The organism is Campylobacter sp. P0085, from assembly GCF_002139495.1.
GTDB lineage: Bacteria > Campylobacterota > Campylobacteria > Campylobacterales > Campylobacteraceae > Campylobacter > Campylobacter devanensis.
This window is the reverse complement of the sequence record NZ_MJKB01000002.1, coordinates 57,434-73,218: the sequence shown is the minus strand read 5'-3', so window position 1 is coordinate 73,218 and position 15,785 is coordinate 57,434. Positions and strand designations below refer to the sequence as shown.

General features: G+C 32.7%; 15 protein-coding genes. 7 read left to right on the top strand and 8 right to left on the bottom strand.

The genetic code is table 11. The features are described 5' to 3' along the window. Positions 1-73 precede the first annotated feature (73 nt). The gene (gene hemW / locus CIGNP85_RS02205; RefSeq protein ID WP_086282190.1) at positions 74-1,108 is read left to right on the top strand and encodes a radical SAM family heme chaperone HemW; all 1,035 of its coding nucleotides are present in this window, start codon (positions 74-76) and stop codon (positions 1,106-1,108) included. A gap of 16 nt (positions 1,109-1,124) precedes the next feature. On the opposite strand, the gene dnaK is transcribed toward hemW, so the two are convergent. Genes dnaK through CIGNP85_RS02190 form a run of 3 tightly spaced genes read right to left on the bottom strand, consistent with a single transcriptional unit; the run spans position 1,125 to position 4,334 of the window. Beyond that, positions 1,125-2,996, bottom strand: coding sequence for a molecular chaperone DnaK (gene dnaK, locus CIGNP85_RS02200; protein ID WP_086286762.1), 1,872 nt, complete (start codon positions 2,994-2,996; stop codon positions 1,125-1,127). 22 nt (positions 2,997-3,018) lie between these two features. Beyond that, entirely contained in the window at positions 3,019-3,549 is a 531-nt protein-coding gene (gene grpE / locus CIGNP85_RS02195) for a nucleotide exchange factor GrpE (RefSeq protein ID WP_086286761.1), read from the bottom strand. Further along, positions 3,546-4,334 carry an HrcA family transcriptional regulator gene (locus CIGNP85_RS02190; RefSeq protein WP_086252433.1) on the bottom strand — a complete coding sequence of 263 codons (789 nt, stop codon included), beginning with the start codon at positions 4,332-4,334 and terminating at the stop codon, positions 3,546-3,548. The genes grpE and CIGNP85_RS02190 overlap by 4 nt, the downstream gene beginning before the upstream one ends. A gap of 244 nt (positions 4,335-4,578) precedes the next feature. On the opposite strand from CIGNP85_RS02190, the gene CIGNP85_RS08315 reads away from it, so the two are divergent. Next, positions 4,579-4,749: a hypothetical protein gene (locus CIGNP85_RS08315; protein WP_179187299.1), complete on the top strand. Its 171-nt coding sequence runs from the start codon at positions 4,579-4,581 to the stop codon at positions 4,747-4,749. Here CIGNP85_RS08315 and CIGNP85_RS02185 read toward each other — a convergent pair. Genes CIGNP85_RS02185 through CIGNP85_RS02170 form a run of 4 tightly spaced genes read right to left on the bottom strand, consistent with a single transcriptional unit; the run spans position 4,735 to position 8,572 of the window. Continuing rightward, positions 4,735-4,971 carry a hypothetical protein gene (locus CIGNP85_RS02185; RefSeq protein WP_086224584.1) on the bottom strand — a complete coding sequence of 79 codons (237 nt, stop codon included), beginning with the start codon at positions 4,969-4,971 and terminating at the stop codon, positions 4,735-4,737. The genes CIGNP85_RS08315 and CIGNP85_RS02185 overlap by 15 nt on opposite strands. Further along, on the bottom strand, positions 4,971-5,984 hold the full coding sequence (locus tag CIGNP85_RS02180) for a DHH family phosphoesterase (RefSeq protein WP_086235378.1): 1,014 nt from the start codon (positions 5,982-5,984) through the stop codon (positions 4,971-4,973). Before CIGNP85_RS02180 ends, CIGNP85_RS02185 begins: the two co-directional genes overlap by 1 nt. Positions 5,985-5,996: 12 nt before the next feature. Further along, positions 5,997-8,165, bottom strand: coding sequence for a flagellar biosynthesis protein FlhA (gene flhA, locus CIGNP85_RS02175; protein WP_236845545.1), 2,169 nt, complete (start codon positions 8,163-8,165; stop codon positions 5,997-5,999). Between the two features lie 2 nt (positions 8,166-8,167). Further along, entirely contained in the window at positions 8,168-8,572 is a 405-nt protein-coding gene (locus tag CIGNP85_RS02170; protein ID WP_086224586.1) for an RrF2 family transcriptional regulator, read from the bottom strand. Positions 8,573-8,675: 103 nt separating this feature from the next. Between CIGNP85_RS02170 and CIGNP85_RS02165 the strand changes: the two genes are divergently transcribed. The 5 genes from CIGNP85_RS02165 to CIGNP85_RS02145 are packed head-to-tail and all read left to right on the top strand — an operon-like array spanning position 8,676 to position 14,919. Further along, on the top strand, positions 8,676-9,530 hold the full coding sequence (locus tag CIGNP85_RS02165) for an EamA family transporter (protein WP_086286760.1): 855 nt from the start codon (positions 8,676-8,678) through the stop codon (positions 9,528-9,530). 41 nt (positions 9,531-9,571) lie between these two features. Beyond that, positions 9,572-10,969 (top strand): murein biosynthesis integral membrane protein MurJ, encoded by a 1,398-nt coding sequence (gene murJ / locus CIGNP85_RS02160; RefSeq protein ID WP_086228962.1) that lies wholly within the window; start codon positions 9,572-9,574, stop codon positions 10,967-10,969. Further along, on the top strand, positions 10,956-12,332 hold the full coding sequence (cysS, locus tag CIGNP85_RS02155; protein ID WP_086286759.1) for a cysteine--tRNA ligase: 1,377 nt from the start codon (positions 10,956-10,958) through the stop codon (positions 12,330-12,332). Before murJ ends, cysS begins: the two co-directional genes overlap by 14 nt. Beyond that, entirely contained in the window at positions 12,320-14,038 is a 1,719-nt protein-coding gene (locus CIGNP85_RS02150) for an ABC transporter ATP-binding protein (protein WP_086287020.1), read from the top strand. The genes cysS and CIGNP85_RS02150 overlap by 13 nt, the downstream gene beginning before the upstream one ends. Next, positions 14,038-14,919: a RusA family crossover junction endodeoxyribonuclease gene (locus tag CIGNP85_RS02145; protein WP_086286758.1), complete on the top strand. Its 882-nt coding sequence runs from the start codon at positions 14,038-14,040 to the stop codon at positions 14,917-14,919. The genes CIGNP85_RS02150 and CIGNP85_RS02145 overlap by 1 nt, the downstream gene beginning before the upstream one ends. Here the strand turns inward: CIGNP85_RS02145 and CIGNP85_RS02140 are convergent. After that, a complete protein-coding gene (locus CIGNP85_RS02140; RefSeq protein WP_086286757.1) occupies positions 14,916-15,677 on the bottom strand; it encodes a hypothetical protein in 762 nt (253 codons plus the stop codon). The two genes, CIGNP85_RS02145 and CIGNP85_RS02140, sit on opposite strands and share 4 nt — an antisense overlap. Between the last annotated feature and the right edge of the window lie 108 nt (positions 15,678-15,785).

Here is a 15,785-nt window from a genome sequence, read left to right as displayed (position 1 = left end):
CGTTTAAAGTTTAATAAATCAACTAAATTTAATAAATTATTTGTTAAATTTAGAATAAATTTTAGGACAAAAGTTGCATATTTATATCCATATTCCATTTTGTGAATCAAAATGCCCATATTGTGCTTTTGGCTCTCATAGCGATAAATTTAATATAACTAAAGAGTATTTTAAAGCCCTAGCCAAAGAGATAAAAAGCATAAAATTCAAAGATAAAATCTCTACAATTTTCATAGGTGGTGGCACTCCTAGTAGTGTTGAAGCTGGGTTATATGATGAGATTTTTGAGTATTTAGTGCCAAATTTAGATATTAATTGCGAAATCACTAGCGAAGCAAACCCAAACTCAGCGAATTTAAATTGGCTAAAATATATGAGAAAACTCGGTGTAAACCGCCTAAGCCTTGGAGCGCAAAGCTTTAATGAAAATAAGCTTAAATTTCTAGGTAGAATTCACGACTCAAAAAGAGTCTTTAAAGCCATAAAAGATGCTAAAATAGCTGGTTTTACAAATATAAATGTAGATATAATGTATGGCACCAAGCTTGATACAAAAGCCTTGCTATCTAGTGAAATTCAAGCTCTAAACAAGCTAGAAATCACGCATATTTCAGCTTATAGCTTAATGCTTGAGAGCAAATTTAGCACTAAAAAATCATATCAAAAAGATAGCCCAATCTTAGCTAAATATCTTATAAATTCACTTAAAAATATCGGATTTAAGCAGTATGAAATATCAAATTTTGGTCAAATTTGTAACCACAATCTAAGTTATTGGCGTGGCGATGATTACTATGGATTTGGTGCGTATGCTGTGGGGACAACTGGATTTAAAAGATACAAAGGTGCTACTAATCTTAAAAATTATATCGATAATCCTTTTAAAAAATCTATTGAAATTTTAAATGATGAAAACAAAAGAGATGAAAGAGTCTTTTTGGGGCTTAGGAGTTGCGTTGGGGTTGATTTATTAGATTTAAGCTTAGAGATGAGACAAAGGGCTAAAATATTAATTGAAGAGAAAAAATTGATATTAGAAAATGAGAGAATCTATAATCCAAATTTTTTATTAGCTGATGAGATATTTTTGTATTTAAGCCAGCCTTAAAGGCCAGCTTATAAATTTACTCTACTTCTGCGTCGATAACATCATCATCTTTTTTCTTATCTTGTGCGTTAGCGCCAGCGGTTTGATTTTGATACATTGCCTCAGCTAGCTTATGGCTCGCTTCACTTAGGGCTTTTACCTTTGTATCAATCTGCTCTTTTGTGGCATTTTCATTTTTCAATGTCTCTTTTAGATCATTTAAGGCTGCTTCAATTTTAGCCCTATCTTCACTTGAAATTTTCTCACCAAGTTCATCAAGAGATTTTTGAGTTTGGTGAGCTAGGCTATCAGCTGCGTTTCTAGCTTCAACGGCCTCTTTTCTCTTTCTATCTTCTTCTTTGTGTAATTCAGCGTCATTTACCATTTTATTTATCTCTTCTTCGCTTAAACCGCTTGAGCCTGAAATGGTGATATTTTGAGCTTTTCCACTAGCTTTATCTTTAGCAGAGACTGTGAGAATTCCATTTGCGTCTATATCAAATGTAACTTCAATTTGTGGCACGCCTCTTGGTGCTGGCATAATGCCTTCAAGATTGAAATTACCAAGACTTTTATTATCACGGCTAAATTCACGCTCACCTTGTAAAACATTGATAGTAACGGCACTTTGGTTATCTTCAGCAGTTGAGAAAGTCTGAGATTTTTTAGTTGGGATTGTGGTACCTTTTTCTATCAATTTACTCATAACTCCACCAAGAGTCTCAATACCAAGGCTAAGAGGTGTAACATCTAAAAGCAACACATCTTTTACATCGCCTTTAATTACCGCACCTTGTATAGCTGCTCCAATTGCCACTACTTCATCAGGATTTACTGATTTATTTAGCTCTTTATCAAATGCTTTTTTAACCTCTTCTTGTACCAAAGGCACACGAGTTGAGCCACCCACCATAACTACTTCTTTTATATCACTTTTGCTCACACCAGCATCTTTGACAACTTCGCTAATTTTTGATATTGTTTGAGATACCAAATCATCTATCATACTTTCAAATTTAGCCCTACTAATACTCTTTGTAAGGTGTTTTGGTCCAGTGGCATCAGCTGTGATAAATGGTAGAGTTATAGTTGTTTCCATAGCGCTACTTAGCTCTTTTTTGGCATTTTCAGCAGCTTCTTTTAGGCGTTGAAGAGCCATAACATCGTTTTTAAGGTCTATTCCACTTTCACTTTTAAATTCATTTACCAAAAAGTCAATTAAGCGATTATCAAAGTCATCACCACCTAAAAACGCATTACCACCAGTAGCTAAAACTTCAACTACATTATCGCCAGTTTCTAGCACAGTTACATCAAAAGTTCCGCCACCTAGGTCATAAACTACGATTTTTTCGGCCTCTTTTTTATCCAAACCATAAGCCAAAGCCGCCGCTGTTGGTTCATTTATAATTCTAAGTACATTTAATCCTGCGATGGTTCCTGCTTCTTTTGTAGCTTTTCTTTGGCTATCATTAAAATATGCAGGCACAGTTATAACCGCATCAGTAACACTCTCACCTAAAAACGCCTCAGCATCTTCTTTTAGCTTAATCAATACTTTAGCCGAAATCTCTTGTGGAGTGTATGTTTTGCCAGCTATCTCAACAGCACACGCACCATTTCTATCTACGATATGATATGGAAGTCGAGCTTTGGCTTCGCTAGCATTTTTCTCATTCATCATAAGACCCATAATTCTTTTGATAGAAAATATGGTTTTTTCAGGGTTTGTTACTGCTTGTCGTTTAGCAGTATCACCAACTAAAATTTCACCCTTATCAGTAAAAGCTACCACAGAAGGAGTTGTGTTTTTTCCTTCTTTATTTGGTATTACTTTGCTTTCGCCTCTCTCATATATGCTTACGCATGAATTTGTTGTTCCTAGGTCAATTCCTATTACTTTACTCATTTTGTATCCTTTTTATTAAAATTTATTTTGCTATTACAACCATTGAAGGTCTTAAAACTCTATCATTATATAGATAGCCTTTTTGATAAACAGTAGCTATTCTACCACTTTCTACCTCCTCTGTCTCTATATAATTTATAGCGTTATGAAATTCAGGATTAAACTCACCATTGGTATCAATCTCTTTTATACCATACTTTTCAAAGCACTTTTTAAACTGCTCAATAGTTAGATTTATCCCATCTTTTATCTTGTTTGTTATCTCATCATCTCCGCTTTGTAAATTCGCAGCAATCTCCAAAGCATCAATAACTGGCAAAAGATCTCTAGCGAAGCTCTCATTTGCAAATTTCAAAGCTTCAGCTTTTTCACGCTCTAAACGCTTTTTGATATTTTCAAAATCAGCCGTAGCCCTTATCAAATCTTCTTTAACTTTATTAAGCTCATCTGCTAAATCATTTTGGCAATTTTGTTCATCTGCTTCGCACTCTTGGCAATTTTGTTCATCCAAAGCTGGATTTTCATCTAAATTTTCTTTTTCGTTTTGACTCACGCCGCCTCCTTTAACATACTAAAAAACTTTTCATAATCACTATACACACTACTAGCACAGACCATTACAGCGGGCTTACCTTGATATAATACATCAGTTTTTAACCCCATATAGCCAGTAGAAAACAACGGACTAAAGGCTAAATTTCCATTAAAATTATCACCAAATGATGGATCTAAAATCGCCTTTATGCTATCATCTTTACAAATTTCAAAAGCAATTTTCTCATTTTCTTGAAATAAAATCTCGCCTCTTTTTAAAGCCTTAATCTTCGCTCTTAACTCGCTCAACCCCACTTGCATAGAGATATTTTCAAGCTCTTCTAAGCTAACACCAATTAAGTTGCTTAAGAATCTTTCAACCTTTGAGCTAAATTTAATTGATATGCTCTCAGTAAGAAAATCAAGCACCAAAAAGCGATCTTTGAGATTTAAAACATCTTGTAAAAATAGCTTTTGATCTTTAAAAATCATGCAATAAATATCATTTTTATAAACTAATAAATTTAGCAAATCTATATTATTAATAGATAAAACAGAGCTAAATTTTAGCCTATTTTGCCAATAAATCTCCATTGCACTAGCTGTAGGAATTCTACCACCGCTTATATGTAACTGTGTTATAGCTCCCTCATCGCTAAGCTTTTTAAAATAGACTCTAATAGTTGATGCTGGAATCGCTACATTCATTCTCATGCCAAGCTCATTAGAGCCGATTGGTTCATTAACCTCAAGATAAGCATGAATGATAGATTCTAATATCAAATCTCTTTTATCTAGTTTCATTTATTAGCACTCTTTATATTTAATTGCTAAGATAATTATACAACATTGAGCCTATCTTTGTCAAGTAATTTAAGCAAAAAGATTAAAATTTGTAAATTTATTTAGCAATTTATATGATTGATTGCTTATTTTATTAAATATTATCTATACAAAATAAAAATATAAAATATAAACAATCTAAATTTTATTGATTTTTAATAAGCTATCAAGTATAATTTCGTTTTAATTCAAAGGAGATAATTTGATGAATAGTTTAACTGCAAAAGAAAGAGATGATTTAGAGCAAATCTTTGCCCAAATTCAGATCGCTAGATTTAATTTTAATATTTGGAACTATTATAAAATCTTAAATAAAAAAGGTCAACTAGCGATCAGATTACTAAAATTTAAGAGCAAAAGACTATTTTTTAAATAGTTCTGGGCAGCTCTTTTTGAGATGTTCAATCACAGTAATAACTTCATCAACACCATTTGCATCGCTATTTTCTAATACATCATCTATAACATCTATATATCTATCAAAGGCGTCATTTAAACGCTCTTTTTTTACTCCAGCGTAGTAAAGCATTCCAAGAGTAGCTAACTCCAATTCATAGCTCATCTCTTCTAGCGTAACATCATTTTCGTAATTTTTCATCATAATTCTCCTGTTTTTTTATTTATCAAATTTACAACTTGTGATTTTATATCATCATAATTATAACTATCTACAAATCCAGCAAAAAACCCGCCACTAGCATTTTTATGACCGCCACCATCGCAAAGCTCCTTTGCCATTTGGCTCACATCAAAATCCCCATTAGACCTAAAGCTCATAGTTTTTTTACTAGTCATATCTATAAAAAAATCAAATTCAGGATTAGCCACTAAAAAGTCGTTACCAATTACACTAGCGCTTCCTATATTATAAGTCAAAATTCCCTTACTACCACGATAATTAATGCTAAATTTATCCTTATTAGCTCCAAGGCGTCTAACTAGATAACTAGAGTTTAGATTACTTAAAGTATCATCATTTTTAAGGTAAAAAAACTCCTTCTTAATCCCATGGAGTCTATTATCAAGTTCAATATGGGCATTATTAAGACTTAAAAACTCACAAAAGCTTCTCATAAGATAAAAGATATACTCTATATGCTCATCTTCAAACATTACCTTATTTATCTCTTTTGCCCCAGCAATTGCGCCCATACAGACCTTACCAAGTTCAAAATTTGGATCATTTTTTAGCCATATATCAACAGCATTTACCACATCACAATATGCTCCTAGCCTCTCATCTTTGCCAAAAATTGCACTAAAAAAATCATAACAAATTTTTGTCGCACTTCTAGCATTATCTAAATAATACCAAGAAAACTCTGCTGCACACTCAGCTCCTGTTTGATGATGATCAAGCAAAATAAGCTTAACATCTTTATTTTCAAGTTGTTCTTGATAGCTTTGACATTGAGCTTTGGTTAAATTTAGATCAGTGATTAAAATCACCGCCTTTTCATCGCCTATCTTTGAAATTATATGCGACATCTTTTTGTCTATCTCTTTACCATAGTTTGAATTATAAAATTCGACATTTTTCAAATAAAAACTACTAACAAATTGGCAAGAGTATCCATCTAAATCAGTATGACTAAGATGATAAATCTTCATTTTATTCCTTTATTAAAGTTCTGGTATCTCTATAGTACCAAGAGTTTCAAACTGCGTATTTGGCGCAATCTCAGCAAAACTTAGCACTGCTATATCGATTGAAAAATTTTGAACTATATTAGCTATAAATTTACGAATACTTGGCTCAACGCAAAGCACCATATCGCCCTGTTCGCTTATAGGTCTATTTTCTCTTTTTGCCCTTAGTGCGCTAACTATAGCTGAGGTTTGGGCTACATTTATCATTAAGGTATATGCTCCATCTTTATAACTTAGGCTATCAATTAGCTTTTGTTGGGCTGGAGCATCTAAAATATAGAAGTTTAACTGACCATTTTCATCTGTATAAATAGAGGTAATAACTCTAGCTAGAGCCGCTCTGACATGTTCGATAATCATATCTAAATTCTTACTAACTTCAGCTACATCACTAATAGCCTCAAGTATACTTAGCATATCTTTAATTGGGATATTATCTTTAAGTAAGGCTTTTAATACCTTTTGGATAACGCCCACGCCAACTACTTTTAGAGCATCATCTACTACTACGGAGTATTCTGATTTTACCTTTTCAAGAATATTTTGAACCTCTTGTTTTGTTAGTAACTCACTAGCGTTTTGCTTAACTAACTCGCTCATATGAGTAGAAATAACACTAGCTGCATCAGCTACTGTATAACCACTTAAAATTGCATCCTCTTTATAATTTTGATCAATCCATAATGCATCAAGCCCAAAGGCTGGATCTTTGACTGCGATACCATCGATATCTGCGCTCACATATCCACTATCCATAGCCAAGCACTTATCAGGATAGACAATGCCAGAGCCGATTACTACGCCTTTTAATTTAAATTTATACTCATTTGGGCCAAGTAAGATATTATCTCTTAATCTGATTTTAGGCATCAAAAATCCAAGCATTGTAGCCATATTTCGCCTCATAGCACGGATTCTCTCAACCAAATCCCCATCAGCAAGTTTTAAAAGTCCATAACCTAAATCTAACTCTAAAATTTCAATCTTTAATATATCATCAATCTTAGCTTGTTCTTCAAGGGCAATCTCTTCTTCGCTTTTCTTAGGTAGTTTATTAGCCGATGGTGCAGCCTTATTACCATTTCCAGCTTGCTGAGAGCCATTTTTATCGGTTTTGACAGCACTAAAATCGATTTTTCCCTCTTCTATCATTTTTAAAATAAATCCAATCCCTAAAAATAATAAGCCCATAAATCCTAAAGAGAATGTTGGAAGACCTGGCACTAAAGCAAATACAAATAGTATAAAACCGACAATTAAAAGCGTCTTATACTCACCAAGTAACTGACTTACAACACCTTCAGCAAAATTATCTTCATCTTTACTAGCTCTTGTGATGATAATAGCTGTTGCAGTTGAAGTAATAAGCCCTGGAATTTGACTTACTAAGCCATCACCAATTGTAAGAATAGTATATGTAGAAGCGGCATCTTTGATAGCCATATCATATTGAAATGCACCAATTAAAAATCCGCCAATAATATTAATAATAGTAATAATAATACCAGCTACAGCATCACCTTTTATAAATTTAGATGAACCATCCATAGCTCCATAAAAATTCGCCTCAGATATGATATCTTGGCGTCTTTGCTTGGCTGTTTGTTCATCTATTAATCCAGCATTTAAATCAGCATCAATTGCCATTTGCTTACCAGGCATCGCATCTAGAGTAAATCTAGCTTGAACTTCACTTACACGAGTTGAGCCTTTAGTTACAACCATAAAATTTATAAGCACCAAAATACAAAATACAATAACCCCAATTACATAGTTTCCACCGACAACAAATTCACCAAAACTAGCAATAATCTCACTTACAGCTTCTGGTCCATTATGCCCTTCGCTTAAAATCATTCTAGTTGTTGCAATATTTAGCGCTAATCTAAATAGAGTAACAATTAAAACAAGAGTAGGAAATGTACTAAGGTCTGTAGGCTTTGGTATATAAATGGATATTAATATTATAAGAACAGATATAGCTATAGATAGTGCTAAGAAAAAATCTAACACAGCACTAGGTAATGGCACAATGATAATAGCTAAAATCGCTACAATAACAAAAACTACAGTTAAACTCTTTGCCTTCATCACTGGCGCTAAAAATGGCGCCACCATTGTTAGAATATTGCGCTTAGCCAAGGTTATTTCTTTATAATATCAGTTAAGGTAATCTGGTCTAAAAACTCATCAATTCGACCTTGTAAATCATTAAACATAGGCCAAATTTTACATTCATCGCCTTTGCTGCTAGGACAATCGCATCTAGAATTTGCGCACTCAAATACATTTACCTTACGCTTTTCAGCACTCTCTAAAATGCGCTTAATGCTTAAATTTGATGGTTTATCGGCTAAAACAAACCCACCATTTGCACCTTTAAAGGAGTGCAATATACCCTCTTTTGCTAAATTTTGTAAAATTTTTGCTAAAAAACTTTTTGAAATTCCAAGTTCAGACGATATAGTATCTACATCTTTTGGGTGATTAGCTTGTGATAATAAAATCAATGATAGCATAGCATATTCACTGGCTTTGGTAAATAACACCTAGACTCCTTAAGATTTTTAATCGGATATTTTACTAAAAAATAGATTAATATTAACTTTTTTTAGTGATACTATAAATCAAATTTCAATTTTAGGATAAAAAATGGCCAATTTATGGGTAACAACTTTTATATGGGCATTCTCATTTCCGCTTATTGGATACTATATCGTCGGAGTTGTTGATAACTATTTTGCTATACTTTTTCGTTCTTGTATAGCATTTTTGATATTTTTACCATTTTTAAATTTAAAGTTAAAATTTGATTTAAAGCTAAAATTAATCACTATTGGCGGCCTACAAATTGGTCTTATGAGTATATTTTACTACCATTCATTTTTATATCTTAGCGTAAGCGAAGTTGCTCTTTTTACTATATTTACACCATTTTATCTAAGCCTAATCTATGATCTTATATCGTGCAAATTTAAAAAACTATACTTAATTAGCATTACTTTATGTATAATTGGTGCTTTTATTATTAAATTTGAAAGTTGGAGCCTTAGTTCTTTATATGGATTTATACTCGTGCAGATGGCAAATATCTGCTTTGGGGCAGCACAAGCATTTTATAAGCTTACTTGTAAAAATTTAAAAGATAATAGATCAAATTTTGGATATTTTTATCTTGGGGCGGTTTTGGTTTCAGGGGTTAGCTTTATTCTCTTTGGGAATTTTACAATGCTTCCACAAAATTTGCAAAACTGGGTAGTTTTACTCTACCTTGGTGTAGTAGCTTCTGGGTTTGGCTATTATTTGTGGAGTAGTGGCTCACTTATGGTCGATAGTGGCACTTTAGCAATTATGAATAATGCTATAATTCCGATAGCAATTTTGGTAAATGCAATTTTTTGGGGAGTAGATTTTGATATTTATAAGATGACAATCGGTGGATTTTTGATTGTTTTAGCCCTATTTTTACAGAGTAAGTTTGAGACATTTTATAAAAAATCAAATTAATTTTAAGTATAATACATAGTTTTAAATTTGGGATTTGATAGTTGCTGCGACATTTCTTTACAAATAGTATCGGAATTTTATGTTCTAGAGTGCTTGGATTTATTAGAGATTTAATGACGGCAAATGCTCTTGGTGCAAGTATTTGGAGTGATATATTTTTTGTAGCGTTTAAGCTGCCTAATCTATTTCGTAGACTCTTTGGAGAGGGTGCATTTTCTCAAGCCTTTATGCCAAATTTAGTAAAAGTTAGTCAAAAAGGGTTATTTTGTGCTGAAATTTTAATCAAGCTTAGCCTTGCGATGCTTGGTCTTAGTCTTATTGTGATGCTCTTTGCTCCTTTAGTTACTAAGGCGCTTGCGTTTGGATTTAGTCCTGAGACAATTGCTCTAGCTGTTCCACTAGTAAGAATAAATTTTTGGTATCTTTTGGCAATTTTTATTGTTACACTACTCTCAGCACTTCTTCAATATAAAAACCACTTTGCCACTACAGCTTTTAGTACAGCTTTTCTAAATATATCGATGATAACTGCTTTGCTTTTAGCATTAAATTTAGACCAAAAAAGTGCCGCAATGTATCTTAGCTGGGGGGTTGTAGCTGGAGGAATGTTGCAGGTTTTATCTCATATTATCGCACTTAAAAGATTAAATTTACTCCGTTTATTAACTCTTGGTATAGCCAAATTTGCCAAAGGCAAAAGAGCTAAAGCTAAAGGTTTTTGGCAAAACTTTGGCCATGGAATTATTGGTAGTAGCGCCAATCAACTAAGTGACTTTATCTCCACTTTTATTGCTAGCTTTCTAGCTACTGGGGCAATTAGCTATCTATACTACGCAAATAGAATCTTTCAATTGCCTTTAGCACTTTTTGCTATCGCACTTTCTACGGCAATATTTCCTAAAATTGCCAAAGCAATAAAATCTAAAAACGATACAAACGCCATAAATTTACTAAAAAAAAGCTTTAGTTTACTATTTTTTTTACTACTATTTTCTACTATTGGCGGATTTGTTTTAGCTAATGAGATTATTTGGCTGCTATTTCAAAGGGGTGAATTTAACACTAATAATACTATAGAATCAGCTAAAGTCTTGCAAATGTATATGTTAGGACTTTTACCTTTTGGGCTTTATAAGCTCTTTTCGCTCTGGCTATATGCTAAAATGCAACAAAAAATCGCTGCTAAAATAGCTATATATTCACTTTTTATAAATACTGCTTTATGCTTGCTTCTTTTTAAACCTTTAGGAGCAAGCGGACTAGCACTTGCTGGGAGTATTAGCGGACTATTTTTACTAGGATATGCGATTTTTGTATTTGGAATTAGGCAATTTTTGGATATAATCTTTAATAGGATAAATCTAATAACTATAATCTTAGCAGTAATTTTTGGCTATTTATTAATAGAATTAAAGGATATAATATATGCAAATTTATGATACAGTTTTAAAACAAAAAGTTAAACTTGTTCCACTTAATGGCAATGATATAAATATCTATGTCTGCGGACCAACTGTTTATGATGATGCTCATCTAGGGCATGCAAAATCTAGTATTAGCTTTGATCTGCTTAGGCGAGTTTTAATAGCTCTTGGGTATAAGGTTAAGTTTGTCAAAAACTTTACTGATATAGATGATAAAATTCTAGCTAAAATGAAATCTAGCAATCAAAGCTTAGAGCAGATAACAACCTACTATATAGATAGATATAAAAACGATATGAACGCTTTAAATGTCCTAAATGCCGATATAGAACCTAAAGCCACAGAGTCGCTTGATGCAATCATAAATTATATTCAAAAACTAGAACAAAATGGCGCTACGTATAGACTTGAAGATGGGATTTATTTTGATACAAGTAAAGATGATAAATATCTAAGTCTAAGCGGCAGAAAAGACGAAAATCTAATCGCAAGAGTTACTAGCAGTGGAGCTAAAAAAGATGAAAAAGACTTCGTGTTATGGAAATTTGATGAACAATGGTATGATAGTCCGTTTGGCAAGGGGCGACCAGGCTGGCATACTGAGTGTGTAGCAATGATTGAAGAGATCTTTAATGGAACCATTGATATTCACGCTGGTGGAGCTGATTTGCTCTTCCCCCACCATGAAAACGAAGCTGCACAATGCCGATGTGCCAATCATAAAGAGCTATCTAAATACTGGCTACATAATGGATTTATTCAAGTAAATAACGAAAAAATGAGCAAAAGTCTTGGCAATTCATTTTTTGTTAAAGATGCTTTAGCTATTGCTCCGGGTGAAGCGGTAAGATATTATCTAATGAGTAGTCATTATAGGGCAAATTTCAACTACGATATAGGAGATTTACTCTCTAGTAAAAAACGGCTCGATAAAATTTATAGACTTAAAAAACGCTTAAGCGGCGTAAGTCCTGGAGAGATAAATTTAGAGTTTAAAAATGCGATTATAGAAGCCCTAAGCGATGATTTAAATATTTCAGAAGCCTTAGCAAAAATTGATGAAATGGTAAATATAGCAAATACAAATCTAGATAAAGAGCCTAAAAACAAAGCACTAAAAGCTGATATAATGGCAAATTTAGAATTTATAAAAGAGATTTTAGGAGTTCTTTATATAGATGAGTTTGAGTGGTTTCAATATGGATTTAGCTTAGAACAAAAAGAGCAAATTGCAAATTTAATAGAATCTAGAAATAGCGCTAAGGCTGCTAAAGACTATACTAAAGCTGATGCTATAAGAGATAAATTAACCGCCCTTGGTGTAGCGATAATGGATACGCCAAATGGAGTAAAATGGGAGAAAATATGGACGGAATAACAGAAGTCTTTAGACGGTTTAAATCCTATTATAAAGAGTATGTGTGGCAGTTTGCTATTGCAATTTTAGGAATGATTATGGCTAGCATTGGAACTGCGGTTTCTGCATGGCTAGTTAAACCTGTGCTTGATTATATCTTTGTTGAAAAAAATGAAACACTTTTATATTTGCTTCCATATGCGATTATTGCAATATATTTTATAAAAAGCCTTGGAGTATATCTACAGGTATATTTTACCGCTTATATCGGACAAGATATGGTAAGGCGTTTTAGATACAAACTACTTGATAATCTACTTGGATTAGATATGAGTTTTTTCCATAAATATCGCACTGGCGAGCTAATGAGTAGGATCATGGGTGATATTGAGCGTATTCGCAATATCGTCTCATCGCTCATTCCTGAACTAGTGCGTGAGTTTGTAACTATTATTGGATTACTTTGTGTTGTAATTTATCAAAGCCCTACTTTAGCACTATTTTCACTTATTGTGTTACCAGCAGCCTTTTATCCGCTTTCACGCTTAGCTAAAAGAATGCGAAAACTTAGCCGAACATCGCAAGAAACTTCTAGCGATATCACATCGGTGTTAAATGAAATTTTCTCAAATATCGAAATAGTTAAAGCTAGTAGTGCCCAAGAAAAAGAGCTAAGCAAATTTGATAATCACAATACTAAAATATTTCATTTAAATTTAAAAAGCGTTAAGGTAAATGCTTTAGTTAGTCCAATGATGGAAACATTAGGCTCAGTTGGAATCGCAGTTACTATAATTATAGGCGGCCAGCAAGTTATTGATGGACAAATTACAGTAGGTAGCTTTTTTAGCTTTCTTACAGCGCTATTTATGCTCTATACGCCTATAAAACGTATAACAAATATATATAATCAAATGCAAGATGCAGTAGTAGCTAGCCAAAGAACATTTGAGTTACTTGATATGCAGCCAAGTATTGTTGATGGAAATATAAATTTCCCAGCTAAGGTAAATTCAATCACAATCCAAGATTTAAAATTTAGCTACGGTGATAAAACTGCACTAAATGGTATAAATCTCAAAGTCTATAAGGGTCAAATGATAGCTTTAGTAGGTAGTAGTGGTGGCGGTAAAAGCACACTTATTAATCTATTAATGAGATTTTATGACCCAAATTCTGGAATGATTTTAATCAATGATAATGATTTAAGCGAATTTAAACTAGATAGCCTAAGGCAAAATATTGGTTTAGTTACTCAGCGTGTATATATCTTTAACGATACAATAGCTGCCAATGTAGCGTATGCTGCTCCACTAAATGAGGCTAAAGTTATAATGGCACTTAAGATGGCAAATGCTTATAGTTTTGTTCAAAATTTAGATAATGGAATCTATACAACTTTAGATGAATATGGCGCAAATTTAAGCGGTGGCCAAAGACAAAGAATCGCCATAGCTAGAGCTCTTTATCATAATCCACAAATTCTAATATTTGATGAAGCCACTAGCGCACTAGATAATGAAAGCGAACAAGAAATAACAAAAGCTATTGAAAATTTAAGCAAAGATAAGATTATATTTGTTATTGCTCACCGTCTATCAACTATCAAAAATGCTGATAAAATTGCTGTTATAGGCCATGGTAAAATCGTAGGATTTGGTACAGATAAAGAGCTTGAAGCAGAATGTGAAATCTATCAAAAACTAAAACTAGGAGCAATCCACTAATGCTACAAAAAATAGTATATAACGACAGACCAACAAGCATAAATAATAAAAATGATGCTATTAAAGCAATTTATCAAAAGGGCTTAAAAAAAGCTGCTTTAGAACAAAATGCATTTATTATGAATGGGGATTTGGCTGTCGAAATACTATGGAAACAGCACTTACCAGCTGATATTGATAATATTTTAAAATACACGCTTGATGCACTAAAAGGAATATGTTATGTTGATGATTGCGCCATTATATCGCTTAAAATTTCTAAACGATACTCCCAAAAAGAGCAGCTAATAATAACAATAAAAAATAAATTTATCTTATCTAAATTTATTAAAAAGCTCATATATACCGCATTTATAAAGCCTCTAATGAAATTTATCGATGCTAATTTTAAAGATATAATAGAGTATGAAAAACATAACCATAATCCAACAACTACGATAAATCCTAATAATAATTTAGCGTTAAATTTGCTTATAAATACACAAAATCAACAGATAAATCCAAGTCAAAATTTATCATCTTCAACTAATCAGACAACAAATCAAATACAAAAAACCAAATCTGAAATTCAAACTCAAACTACATCAAATGAAACTGCACAATCAGTATCAACAGACAAAAACCATCAAATGCAGGCTGTAACACTAATCAAAACTACACTACAAGAATTCAAAGACAAAATCACAATTGCCTATAAATTTAGCCCAAAAAATATCGCCATTTATATCGTAGTATCAAAATCCCTAGATACACAAGTACGCAAGGAGATCGCGCACTTAAGCAAAGAAAAGATTATGGCCTTGCAAAATAGATTAAATCAAGGCCAATTTACTATTCATTATGGCTCAATTCCACTAAAATCTAACAATATTAAACTCTAAACCGTTCTCCACACAGCAATTGAAGTTGGGTTAAATGAATCAGTTCCACAGCTATACTCTAGCATAGCATCTTCGATGATTATATCACCATTTTGAGCTTTTTTAAGTGTTGAAGCGAAATTTAAATTCCAGCCATTTTGTATAAAATAATCTTTGTGATTTTTACTAGCTTCACCTAGATTGCGAATTTGAAACCCAAATGGCTCAGCGTGAATACACCTGACAAATGGAGCGATACTAGCTACAACCTTAAACCAATTATCAGGAATTTCTTTAACTTGCTCAATCGTATGGCAAGTAAAGACCAAAACTTTTTTGCCAAAATCTAATTTTTTATCAAATTTAGGCTTTAAATGGTTAAAATGAAAAAACTCAGCTCTCATATTTGGCTCAATACTAGCTAATTTTTTTGCCATCTCTACGCCGCTTTTGGTAAATTCGCCACCAAAATATCTCAAATTCACCCCGCTACCATTATAAAATATCTTAAAAAGATTTTGTCCATATCCACAGCCTAGCTCCACCACACTATCATACTCATCAAACGATAAAGCATCAATAATAAAATCAACAATAGAATTATCAGTATAAAATGGAACCAAAATATTTAATCCATTTAGTGAAGTAATTTTATTATGCGGAATATCAGCAAAGTTAAATTTCTCACTAGGAAAATTAGTTTTATACCAATTTAACACACCTTTTTCATCTGCTTTAAGTTGATTTAAACGCTCCTTTTTCTCTAATTCGCCAATCACTTGAAGAGCGTTATACCCCCCCCCTATTTATAAATTGACTCATGAACTCCGCCCTTATAGCCTAAGCATTTTCATAAAAATTTTACCATTTTTTCTCTTGATATGCCA